The sequence below is a fragment of the Myxococcus xanthus genome (genome assembly GCF_006402735.1).
GTDB lineage: Bacteria > Myxococcota > Myxococcia > Myxococcales > Myxococcaceae > Myxococcus > Myxococcus xanthus_A.
In genome coordinates, this window is sequence record NZ_CP017174.1 from 5,101,189 (window position 1) to 5,112,087 (window position 10,899).

Consider the following 10,899-nt stretch of genomic DNA (forward strand, 5'->3'; position numbering starts at 1 on the left):
TTCGTGCAGGCCGGGATGCAGCTTCACCCGGCCCCGGGTACACTCTGAGTCCATTCCGCGTCCTGGACGCGGCCCTTTCCCTGAAGCCCCGACAAGGTCGTCATGTCCGTCCCTGGAATCGGCTTCCCTGGCCCCTGGCGGCTCCGCTCTGGAGCCGAAGAATACGAACTGCTCGTCATGCGAGCCGTGACGGCCCTCGACGAGCGGGAGTGCGTCCCGGCCGAGCACATCACCTGGCAGCTCGACCATTGGCTGACCTCCGCCCGCAGGCCCCTGCTGGAGATGTACGAGGCCCTGGGCGGCATCCTTCCGTGGAACGCCAGCTCACTGGACCGCTCCCGGCAGGACGCGCGCGTGCGTGAGCGGCTGGTGCAGGCGCTGGAGCGCCGTGAGCTGGTGGCCCTGCGCGTGCAGCGCCGCGCCGCCGCCTGGGCGTGGCCGGAACCGGCTCTGCCGCCCCCCCGGCCCGAGCCCGAAGTCATCCCCCTGGCGCGCCCGCCCGTGGAGGTCTTCACCCTCTTCCCAGACCCGGCACGGCAGGCCGAAGTCCTGCGCCAGGCCGCGGCGGCGGGTGTGCCGTTCTGCGAGGAGTGTGAAAAGAAGAAGCAGCAGGCTGCGGCGTGAGCGCCCCCGTCCCCCAGCTTCCGGGCCTGCTGCAGTGGGTGCGTCAGGCCACGGAGGAAGCGCCCACCTCGGCGCTCTACGCCATCCTGGATGGGGCGCGGGCCCCCAACATCCACCGGCTGGTGCTCACCTGTGGCCTGACGCAGAGCTGCCTCTACGCGGGGAAGCTGCCGCCGGAGCTGGTGGAGGTGGCGCCCTACCTGGTGCAGCTGAGGCCCGGAGCGCCCGCCACGGAGCAGCTGCTCGCCGCGGGCTGGGGCAAGAGCTGGGGCATCTTCGTGCAGAGCCCGGCCCACCCGGACGCGCTGCGGCGGCACCTGCGGCGCTTCCTCAAGGTCAAGGACGCCAACGGCAAGCCACTGGTGTTCCGGTACTACGACCCGCGCGTGCTGCGCGTCTACCTGCCCACGTGCACGGACGACGAGCTGGACTTCCTCTTCGGCCCCATCGAGCGGTTCTTCGCTGAATCAGAGGACGGCGGCAACATGCTCGCCTACGCGCGCCGTCCCGAGGATGCGCCCCTGGACGCGCCGCCGCTGTCAATCCTCCCGACGCCGCTCATGTAGCGGCCTCGGCCGCCCTCCCCGGGGCGCACCGTTGAATCGATGCGCCCCGGTCGGGCTTCCCCGCCTCAGTGCGCGGAGAGCAGAGGCCGGTCGAACGCGCGCGCCAGGCAGGACTGGTTCGCCACGCTGTCCAGGTTCGTGTTGCGCATCTGGATTTCGTAGAACGGACGGCTCAGCGACGTCACGACGGGGTCCTGCACCCAGTAGGCCGTGGAAGGACTGGCCATGCCCGTGGCGAGGAAGAGAGACAGCGTTCCGTTTTCGTCGATGTGCGTGAACTCGGTGCGCGTTTCGCGGCCGTGGCAGCCGCTGCAGGTGTTGCGCGAGAAGATGTGACGGGCGTCGTTGACGGAGATGCCCGACGCACGCCAGTACGAGTCCGTCGGCGACGAAATCCACGGGAACGCGCCGAGGAACCGCGTGCTCGACGTGGGGTACGTCGGCGGCACGGTGTAGCTGTTGGCCAGGATGGCGGGCGTGTTCGCGTTGATGAAGTCACGCAGCACCGTCGTGTTGTTGTGCGAATCGCCTGGCGTCAGCACCGTCGACTGGCCCTGCAGGCGGTTCACCGAGGGGCCCGAGCCCATCAGGTGGAACTCACGCAGCTCCCACGGATAGCGCAGCCACTCCTCGTTGGTGCGGATCTGGTTGATGGCGCTGCCGTTCGGCTTGCGGGGCGCGGCGTTGCGCACCACCACCTGCTGCGTGAGGCTCGCCAGCGCCGCGTTGTACGCCGAGCTGCCCAGAATCATGGACGGCGCCGACAGGTTCAGCCACCCCTGCGCCCAGGTGCGGACCGCGTCACAGCTGGCGTGCGGGACGCCGTACTCGAAGATGACCAGGAAGGGCCGCACGCCACAGGCCCCGCTTGAACGATCCACCGCGGCGAAGACGAAGCGCAGCTCGCCCGCGTTACCGGAAGCGTAGGCGGACGGCCCCGCGCCGGCGCCCAGGTCCAGGCGGTTGACGATGGCCACCAGCTTGAACGGCGACCGCGCCAGCTCCAGCCCGCCGCTCGAGCGCGGCCACGGCGTGAGGATGCGCGCGGTCATCGCCGGGCGCGCCGGCACCGTCCAGCCGTTGATGTTCTGGTTCACGGTCCACTGACGCAGCCAGTGCTCCGTCAGGTTTGCGGGCGACACGTACGAGCTCGCCATCTCCCGCATCAGGTGGTTGAACGTCCACACACCATTCGGGTTGCCGGCGTTCGTGCACGGGTCATACGTGCGCGTCGGGTCATTCACCACGTTGGGGTGGGTGATGATGAGCGAGTTCTCCGGCTTCACCGCGAGGGAGATACCCGCGGGGAAGATGGAGATGGGGACACCCGGCCGGAAGACGTCGGGCGACAGCGGCGTGAGTGCGCGCTCGGAGACGCGGACGCGGTTGTCGAAGGTCGCGACCGTCAGCGGCGTCTGGGGATTGCGCGCCTGGAACTCGCGAATGCGATCCTGCGTGGCCCGGTGCGTGACGAAGTCCACGTCGCCAATGGCGGAGAACACGCCGTCACCGGCCTGCTCGTCCCCATTGAGGCCCTGGTCGTTCAGCACGAGCGCCTGCCCCGAGTCCGATACCACGGGAACCTGCTGATGCTCCTGCCCCTGCGCGAGCTTCGCGCGGATGAGGCTGCGCGTCCTCGACGTCAGCTCGCTGTCGAGCGCGATGGCATCCATCGAATCGATGATGGGCGCGGCGCCCGTCTGCGCCTGCTCCTGCGCCGCGGCGGCCGGCTCCTCCGAAGGGAGGGACTCGGAGCCACCACACCCTGCGAGCAGAGATGTGGCGACGACGCCAGTCCAGGCGCGCAACACGCCTGGAAACTTCTTGGAGGACTGATTCATGGGGGACTCCTCGCGGGTAGACTGCAACGCGGCCGTGTGCACCCCGCAGGCCAGAGTCCTCTTTCAATGCCTTCAAGCGCAGCGCGTGCGCCGCCGCTGGTGGCAATGACAAATCACGCCACAGCGTGACTCGCCCTGTAACACCAGACGTCACAGACTCAAGGGAGAGTCATTGCAGTCCCAGGGTGTTGAATTGCAGCACGGCCACCCGAGAGCCCCGCCCTTTCAAACCTCCGGAAGCGGCCTCACCTCCAGTTGCTTGGACGCGAGGAACTCCGGGTTGAACACCTTCGACGCGTAGCGGCTGCCGTGGTCGCACAGGAAGGTCACGATGCGCAGCCCCTCACCCCGGTGACGGCGCGCCAGCTCCCACGCGGCGCGCACGTTGAGGGCCGCCGACGTGCCCACCACCAGCGCGTCCTCGCGGGCCAGGTGGTAGAGCATCTCCACCATCTCCTGGTCGCCCAGGCGCATGGCCTCGTCCACGCGGGCCCGGCGGAAGTTCTCCGTGAGGCGCATGATGCCAATGCCCTCGGTGATGGAGGAACCGGGCCCTTCCATGCGCCCTTCGCGCACGAAGGTGAAGAGGCCCGAGCCCGGTGGATCCACCAACACCACGCGCACGGAGGGGTTCTTCTCCTTCAGGTAACGGCTGACGCCGCCCATGGTTCCACCGCTGCCCACGGACGCCACCAGCACGTCCACGCGGCCCTCGCACTGCTCCCAGATTTCGGGGCCCGTCGTCTCGTAGTGGTAGTCGCCGTTGGCCGGGTTCTCGAACTGGTTCGCCCAGAAGCCGCCCTGCGCTTCCGCCAGCACGCGGGCCTGGTGGAAGAAGTGGTTTGGATTGGCGAAGGGCACGGCGGGGACCTTGCGGACCTCCACGCCCATGGCCTCCAGCAGCTCGTACTTCTCGCGGGCCTGGTTGTCCGGCATGGTGACGACCACGCGGTACCCGCGCTCGCGGCCCAGCAGCCCCAGACCGATGCCGGTGTTGCCCGCGGTGCCCTCGAAGATGGCGCCGCCCGGCTTCAGCAGGCCCTGCGCCTCCGCGCGCTGAATCATCCCCTTCGCGGCGCGGTCCTTGATGCTGCCGCCGGGGTTCATGAACTCGGCCTTCGCGAGGATTTCACACCCCGTCTGTCGGCTCAGCGAGCCGATGCGCAGCAGCGGGGTGTTTCCGACGGAGTCCCAGAGCGTTCCAATGCGAGGCGCCATGGGCTGTGCTTAACGCGAAGGGTGGCGCCCGTCACCGGGAACCACCGCCCTCAATCCGCCCGCATGGCCTCCACCGGATCCAACTTCGCCGCCCGGGCCGCCGGGTAGATGCCGAACAGGAGCCCGACGCCGCAGCTCATGAACAGGGCCAGGCCCACCGCCCACGGGGGCACCTGCATGGGAAAGCCCATCATCCAGTTGCCCAGGAACACCAGCCCGAAGCCCAGGCCCAGGCCCAGGGCGCCGCCCATCAGCGACAGCAGCACCGCCTCCGTGGCGAACTGTCCCAGGATGCGGCGCTTGCGCGCACCCAGCGCCTTGCGCACGCCAATCTCCCGCGTCCGCTCCATCACCGACACCAGCATGATGTTGAGGATGCCAATGCCGCCCACCACCAGGGACAGCAGACACACGCCCACGCCCGCGATGGTGATGACCTGGGAGAGCTGATTGAACGACGCCGTCACCGACTCGTTCGTGTGCAATTCGAAGTCGTTGGGCATGTTCGCCGGAACGTCGCGGCGGCGGCGCATCAGCGAGGCCACCTCGTCCTGCGCCTTGCTGAACAGCTCCGGGGACTTCGCCTGCACGCTGATGTCCAGCGAGCGCTTCTTCCCGTAGAGCTGGTGAAAGACGCTCAGCGGAATCATCACCTGGTTGTCCAGGCTGAACATGCCCAGCATGCTCCCCCGCTTCTGGAGCAAACCGATGACGCGGAAGGGCCGGCCCTTGATGCGCACCTCGTGGCCCACCGGGTTCATGCCGGGAAACAGCGCGTCCGACACGTCCGTCCCCAGCAGCACCACGTAGCGGCCGTCCAGCGCCTCCACTTCGTTGAAGTAGCGGCCGGCCTGCACCGATACGCCGCTCACCAGCGGGTAGTTGGCCGGCGTGCCGAACACGCGAACCGAAGGCCGCGTCTCCGAGCTCGCGGTGGACAGCTTCTGGCCACCCTCGTCGTCGGTGGGAACCACCGTCCCCACCGACGGGCAGGACTCCTCGATGGCCCGCGAGTCGGGCATCTCGAAGTCCTTGCGCTTGGCGAACTTGGCCCAGTTGATGCGCCCGAAGCCGCCCGCGGGCCACTTCGTCACCTGGAAGGTGTGGGCCCCCATCCGTCCCAGGTCGTTGTTCACCTTGACCCGCAGGCCCTCGATGAGCCCCATCATCGTGATGACCGTGGCCACGCCGATGACGATGCCCAGCAGCGTCAACAGCGAGCGCAGCGGGTTGCCCAGGAAGGTGCCCAGCGCCAGCCGCAAGTTGTCCAGGAACGCTCGCATCACATCACTCGTAACGGAGGGCTTCCACGGGGTCCAGGTTCGCCGCGCGCGCCGCCGGCCAGATGCCGAACAGCAGGCCCACCAGCGCGGCGAAGCCCACCCCCGCCACCACGGTCATCGGCTGCACGTCCGCCGCCAGCGGCGTGATGAGCGACACCACCTTGGCCGTGCCCAACCCCACGGTCGTCCCCAGCAGGCCTCCCACCGCGGACACGCTCGAGGCTTCCATCAGGAACTGGAAGACGATGGTCCGTTTCCGGGCGCCCAGCGCGCGTCGCACGCCAATCTCCCGCGTCCGCTCGCGCACCGACACCAACATGATGTTCATGATGCCGATGCCACCCACTAGCAGCGTAATGAGCCCCACACCCACGGCGACACCGTAGAGCGCGCCCGTGAGCTGCTCGTACGTCTGCGCCATGGCCTCCGGCCGGTTGATGGAGAAGTCGTCGTCCGCGCCCGGCGGCGTGGAGCGCACGCGCCGGAGGATGCCGGTGAGCTGGTCCTCCGCGGACCGCATCTGCGAGGCATCCTCCACCGCCATGGCGATCTCGAAGCTGCGGCCCTTGCCGAAGCTCGAATAGAACGTCTTGAAGGGGATGAAGACGAGCAGGTCCATGCTCTCGCCCACCATCTTCCCCTTGCGGCTGAGCGTGCCCACCACCTGGAAGGTGCGGTTGTCGATGCGAATCGACTGCCCCACTGGACTGACGCCCGGGAAGAGCCCGTCCACCACGTCCGCGCCCACCACCGCCACCGGCCGCGTCGTCGCGTCGTCCGCCTCGGTGAGGAAGCGCCCGCCGGTGATTTCGTAGCCAGAGATGTTGAGGTACTCGTGCGTCACGCCCTGGATGCGCACGGTGGACAGCTGCTCGCCGCCGTGCGCCACGTCCGACAGGCGCGACACCGCCGGGGACATGGCCGTCACGAAGGGCGCCAGCGTGCGCAGCCGGTGCATCTGCTCCAGGGTGAAGTTCTTCCGGTTGCGGTACTTCCACCAGTCGCCCTTGATCATCCAGGGCCACTTGGACACGTACATCGTGTTCGCGCCAAACGTCGCGAGCTGCTGGTGGAACGACGTGTTGAGCCCCTGGATGATGCCGACGATGGCCAGCAGCGTGGCCACACCGATGCCGATGCCCAGGGTGGTCAACACCGTGCGCAGGCGGTTGGCCTTCAATGAGAAGACCGCGATGCGCGCGCCTTCCAGCACATCCACGCGGAAGGCGGACCGCTGACTCATGCGCCCCCCGCGTTCAACACGTCCGTCGCCGTCCCCAGGGCCACCTTGCGGCCGTCACCGTCCGCGACAATCTCTCCGTCGCTGAGGCGGATGGCCCGGGGGCAGCGCGCCGCCAACTTGGGCTCGTGCGTGACGAGCACCAGCGTGTGGCCCGCCTTGTGGAGCTGCTCGAACAGGCGGACGATCTCCTCACCCGTGGCCGAGTCCAGGTTACCCGTGGGCTCGTCGGCCAGCAGCATGGAGGGCTCGGACACCAGCGCGCGGGCAATGGCCACGCGCTGGCGCTGACCACCGGACAGCTCGTTGGGCCGGTGGTGCATGCGGTGGGTGAGCTGCACCTTGTCCAGCGCCGCCTTGGCCCGCTCGCGCCGCTCACGCGCGCCGATGCCCCGGTACACCAGCGGCAGCTCCACGTTGGCCAGGGCCGTCTCCTTGGGCAGCAGTTGGAAGGTCTGGAAGATGAAGCCAATCTCCACGTTGCGGATGACGGCGAGTTCGTCGTCGCTCATGATCGACACGTCCTTGCCGTTCAGCATGTACCGGCCGCTGCTGGGCGTATCCAGGCAGCCGAGCACGTTCATCATCGTGCTCTTGCCAGAACCTGACTGGCCGATGATGGCCACCCATTCTCCCCGGTTGATGCCGAAGGAGACGCCGCGCAGCGCGCGCACCTCTTCCCCACCCACGTGGAAGACGCGGGTGATGTTCTCCACCTGGATGAGCGGTCCCGCGCCACTGGCCTGACTCACGACTTCCGACCGCCCTTCATTCCCGCGCCCGGTTCGGGCTCACGCACGATGTCGCCGTCATTCAGCTCCTTCGACAGCGTCCGGTACGGACCTTCAATCACCCGGTCGCCCTCGTTGAGTCCGGAGACGATCTCCAGCTCCGTGTCGGAGGCGATGCCCGTCTGGACGCGGCGCACCTGCGCCTTGTTGCTGCTGTCCACCACGAACACGACCTTGGCCAGGGACTCCGTCCGCTTCGCCGTCAGCCCGCCACCTTCGATGGGCGCCTTGTAATCCGGCAATGAGCGGTCCGAGCGCACCGTCACCGCCTGGATGGGCACCAGCACCACGTCATTGTGCGTCTCCGCGGAGATGCGAACCTCGGAGCTCATGCCCGGAAGCACGCCGGGCGGACGGGTGTCCAGCGCGACGGTGATGGGGAAGCTCGTCACCTCGGCCTCGGTGCCCTCGTTCTTGATGAGCGCCTTCTGGGCAATCTCCACCACGGAGCCCGAGTACGTCTGGCCCTCCAGCGCGTCCAGCGTGATCTCCGCGGGCTGGCCCGGCTTGAGGTGCACCACCTCGTGCTCGCCCACCTCGAACTTCACTTCCATGGCGCTGAGCGCGGCGATGGTCATCACCACGTCCTCGGACAGGTCCGAGCCACGCACGCGCTCACCCACTTCACGCGACAGCTCGATGACGTTGCCATCGATGGGCGACACCAGCGTCGTGCGCGTGAGGTCCGTCTGCGCCTGGTCCACGATGGCCATGTTGCGCGCCTGCATCTGCTTGGCGGAGGCCAGCCGCGCATCCGCCGTGCTCTTCGTGGCTCGCGCCGTGTCCACCTCGGCGGTGGACGAGAGCCCCTTCTTCGCCAGCTCCTCCACGCGCGCGAGCTCCAGCTGCGTGCGGCCCACTTCCACCTCCGCCACCTGCACGTCGGCGCGCGAGGCGTTCAGCGACGCCAAGGCCTGCTTGTGCGCGGCCTGATAGAGGCGCGGATCGATGCGGCCCAGCACCTGGCCCTTCGTCACCGCCTCGCCGTCCTTCACCGCCAGCTCCACCAGGTCACCGGAGAGGCTGGACGAGATCTTCACCGTCGTGGCCGCCTGCACCTTGCCCGCGCCGGTGATGGTGCGGGTGATGGTGCCCTTGCGGGCCTTCGACAGTTGGACTTCGAGCGACGGCGGCGGACGGTCCTTCAGCCCACCCACCGTGATGGCCGCAGCACCCAGGAACAACGCGCCAGCAATGGCACCCTTCCACCACTTCATTTCGACTCTCCCGGGCTCAGGGCGCCCATGGCCCGCAGCAACGAATAACGAGCGATTTCGACATCGATCCTGTTTTCCAGCAAGGCGAGTTCAGCGCGCGTCAGGCTCAGCTGCGCGTCGCGGACCTCCAGGGTGGAGCCCGCGCCAGCGCGGAAGCGCGCCTCCTGCATATCGAGGCCCTGGACAGCGGCCTCGACGTTCTGCGCGGCCAGGCGAGCGGCCTCCAGCTTGGCCTCCAGCGTGCGGTGCGCGGCGCGAACCTCACCCTCGATTTCCCGCGCCGTCTGCTCCAGCGTCAGCTGGGCCTTGCGGATGTCCGCCTCGGCACGGCGGGAGCTGGCGCCCGTGGACAGACCGGTGAAGATGTCCCAGCTCAAGCCGACGGCCGCCGTGAAACGGTTCTGCAGGCGCGGCTCGGTGAAGACCAGCGAGGCATCCGGACCACCGCGGTTGTAGAGGCCCTGGGCCACCAGACGGGGCAGATACTCCGACCGGGCAATGGACTGCCGCAGCTCCGCGGCGCGGATGCGCAGCTCCAACGTCTTGAGCAGCGGCCGGTACGCGCGCGCCGACGAAAGCGCTTCGTTGACGGACGGGGCGGGCAGAGGCTCGGTCGTGAGCACGCCCGGGTCGGAGGCCGTCAGCACATCGGTGCCGGGCCGGGCCAGCCACACCGCCAGCTGCGTCTGGTCGTTGACCAACTGCCCGAGCATGGCCGTGTAGTTGATGCGGTCGGTCCCCAGGTTCACCGCGGCGGTGATCTCCTCGTTCTTGCCCGTGCGTCCCGCATGGAAGAGGGCCTGAGCACGCTCGACCTGCTCTTCGCTGCGCTGGACGGTGGCCTTCAGCACGTTGAGCGTGGCCTGGGAGCGATACAGGGTGAAGAAGCGGCGGATGGCCTCCAGCTCGGAGGTGTCCGCCTCCTCCCGCGCCTGCCCCTTCTGCGCGTCACGCACCACGCCACTCTGCTCCAGCTGCTTCCAGCGGGCGCGGTCGTAGATGATCTGCGTGAGCGACATGCCCAGGTCGTAGTTCTGCGTGCTGGTGGAGGGCGTCTCCACCGCGTTGCGGACGAAGCCTCCCGGGTTGGCCGGGTCCGGAACCGTGATGAACTCCTGCCGGCGGCCGAACCAGATTTTTCCCGCAGAGGCATCGACCGAGATCTGCGGCAGCAGCGCTGCACGGGACAGCTTCACGTCCTCGTCCGCCATCGCCACGTCCAGCAGGGACTGGATGGCGGCGACGTTCTGCCGGCCCTCGGCGCGTGCCTGGTCCAGGGTGATGGGTGTGCCGGAGTCCACGGGAACGGCGGCCAGCGCGGCCGCGACCACGAGCGCGTTCATTGCGCACCTGCCTGAGCGGGAAGGCCGATGAGGAAGATGCCCGCGTACATGGCGTACAGCGCCACCGCGAGCAGCAACGCGCGCCCACGGCTCATCCCGGTGGCGGCGGAGAAGCCCAGGCCCAACAGGCCCGTGCTCCAGAGGTTGAAGAAGTCCACGGTGGACGCCACGCGCTGCATCTTCGGACTCAAGCCTTGCAACACGGCTCCCAGATTCGACGGTACGAGGTTCATCACCCGCGCCACGGTAATGGAGTGCTGCGCCGCGATGCAGAGGGTCAGGATGAGGTGGTAGAGCGCGATGGGCAGCAGCGCCAGCACGGCCGCGGACAGCAACTGCTCGAAGGACGCGGGCCGGTCGAAGAGCCAGCTGGCCACCCACAGGATGCAGGCCAGGAGCAGCGCCATCAGCGGCATCAGGATGGCGCCCTTGGCGATGCCACCGACCAGCGCCTTGCGTGACTCCGTTTGGATCTTGTCCGTGAGGTCCGCCTCGGACAGCCCCATCAGCCCACCAGAACCCTGGAGCTGGCGGATGACGTCAGGCGCGACGTCCCAACGGAGGGAAAAGAGCGTCCCGGAAGCGGACACGCACAAGGCCAGGATGAGGAGAGGCCACACCCAGCGGCGCGCCTCGACGGCGGCACGGGTCCCATCGAGGGGATCGACGAAGACGCGGGCCGGTTGAGCAAGAGAAGTCATATGGTGGTGGAGGTCTCGGAGCGAAGTACGACGCTCGTCCTCAGGCAATTGCCTGGCCAGCCGAAGAAAGACGCC

Annotated in this window: 10 protein-coding genes; 2 read left to right on the top strand and 8 right to left on the bottom strand. The window is 68.3% G+C overall.

From position 1 onward, the window contains the following. Positions 1-102: 102 nt before the first annotated feature. Positions 103-624: a hypothetical protein gene (locus tag BHS09_RS20950; protein WP_140798708.1), complete on the top strand. Its 522-nt coding sequence runs from the start codon at positions 103-105 to the stop codon at positions 622-624. Beyond that, a complete protein-coding gene (locus BHS09_RS20955; protein ID WP_140792562.1) occupies positions 621-1,190 on the top strand; it encodes a DUF4123 domain-containing protein in 570 nt (189 codons plus the stop codon). The genes BHS09_RS20950 and BHS09_RS20955 overlap by 4 nt, the downstream gene beginning before the upstream one ends. A gap of 65 nt (positions 1,191-1,255) precedes the next feature. Here BHS09_RS20955 and BHS09_RS20960 read toward each other — a convergent pair whose 3' ends face one another. The 8 genes from BHS09_RS20960 to BHS09_RS20995 form a co-directional block, all read right to left on the bottom strand. Continuing rightward, on the bottom strand, positions 1,256-3,031 hold the full coding sequence (locus tag BHS09_RS20960) for a choice-of-anchor X domain-containing protein (protein WP_237079733.1): 1,776 nt from the start codon (positions 3,029-3,031) through the stop codon (positions 1,256-1,258). Between the two features lie 225 nt (positions 3,032-3,256). Continuing rightward, positions 3,257-4,249, bottom strand: coding sequence for a cysteine synthase A (locus BHS09_RS20965; protein ID WP_140798710.1), 993 nt, complete (start codon positions 4,247-4,249; stop codon positions 3,257-3,259). A 50-nt stretch (positions 4,250-4,299) separates the two neighbouring features. Beyond that, positions 4,300-5,532: an ABC transporter permease gene (locus BHS09_RS20970; RefSeq protein WP_140792566.1), complete on the bottom strand. Its 1,233-nt coding sequence runs from the start codon at positions 5,530-5,532 to the stop codon at positions 4,300-4,302. A 4-nt stretch (positions 5,533-5,536) separates the two neighbouring features. Further along, complete coding sequence (locus BHS09_RS20975; RefSeq protein ID WP_140798712.1) at positions 5,537-6,775, bottom strand: ABC transporter permease; 1,239 nt, start codon at positions 6,773-6,775, stop codon at positions 5,537-5,539. Next, on the bottom strand, positions 6,772-7,524 hold the full coding sequence (locus BHS09_RS20980) for an ABC transporter ATP-binding protein (RefSeq protein ID WP_140792570.1): 753 nt from the start codon (positions 7,522-7,524) through the stop codon (positions 6,772-6,774). Before BHS09_RS20980 ends, BHS09_RS20975 begins: the two co-directional genes overlap by 4 nt. Beyond that, positions 7,521-8,780, bottom strand: a complete 1,260-nt coding sequence (locus BHS09_RS20985; RefSeq protein WP_140792572.1) for an efflux RND transporter periplasmic adaptor subunit — start codon at positions 8,778-8,780, stop codon at positions 7,521-7,523. The genes BHS09_RS20980 and BHS09_RS20985 overlap by 4 nt, the downstream gene beginning before the upstream one ends. Then, entirely contained in the window at positions 8,777-10,123 is a 1,347-nt protein-coding gene (locus BHS09_RS20990; protein ID WP_140792574.1) for a TolC family protein, read from the bottom strand. The genes BHS09_RS20985 and BHS09_RS20990 overlap by 4 nt, the downstream gene beginning before the upstream one ends. Then, positions 10,120-10,824, bottom strand: coding sequence for a YIP1 family protein (locus tag BHS09_RS20995; protein ID WP_174258853.1), 705 nt, complete (start codon positions 10,822-10,824; stop codon positions 10,120-10,122). The genes BHS09_RS20990 and BHS09_RS20995 overlap by 4 nt, the downstream gene beginning before the upstream one ends. Positions 10,825-10,899: the final 75 nt, after the last annotated feature.

Excerpts from the sequence above, each read along its gene's own strand:
- BHS09_RS20985 (WP_140792572.1), bottom strand. The coding sequence starts at position 8,780 with ATGAAGTGGTGGAAGGGTGCCATTGCTGGCGCGTTGTTCCTGGGTGCT.
- BHS09_RS20990 (WP_140792574.1), bottom strand. The coding sequence starts at position 10,123 with ATGAACGCGCTCGTGGTCGCGGCCGCGCTGGCCGCCGTTCCCGTGGAC.
- BHS09_RS20950 (WP_140798708.1), top strand. The coding sequence starts at position 103 with ATGTCCGTCCCTGGAATCGGCTTCCCTGGCCCCTGGCGGCTCCGCTCT.
- BHS09_RS20965 (WP_140798710.1), bottom strand. The coding sequence starts at position 4,249 with ATGGCGCCTCGCATTGGAACGCTCTGGGACTCCGTCGGAAACACCCCG.
- BHS09_RS20970 (WP_140792566.1), bottom strand. The coding sequence starts at position 5,532 with ATGCGAGCGTTCCTGGACAACTTGCGGCTGGCGCTGGGCACCTTCCTG.
- BHS09_RS20960 (WP_237079733.1), bottom strand. The coding sequence starts at position 3,031 with ATGAATCAGTCCTCCAAGAAGTTTCCAGGCGTGTTGCGCGCCTGGACT.
- BHS09_RS20975 (WP_140798712.1), bottom strand. The coding sequence starts at position 6,775 with ATGAGTCAGCGGTCCGCCTTCCGCGTGGATGTGCTGGAAGGCGCGCGC.
- BHS09_RS20995 (WP_174258853.1), bottom strand. The coding sequence starts at position 10,824 with ATGACTTCTCTTGCTCAACCGGCCCGCGTCTTCGTCGATCCCCTCGAT.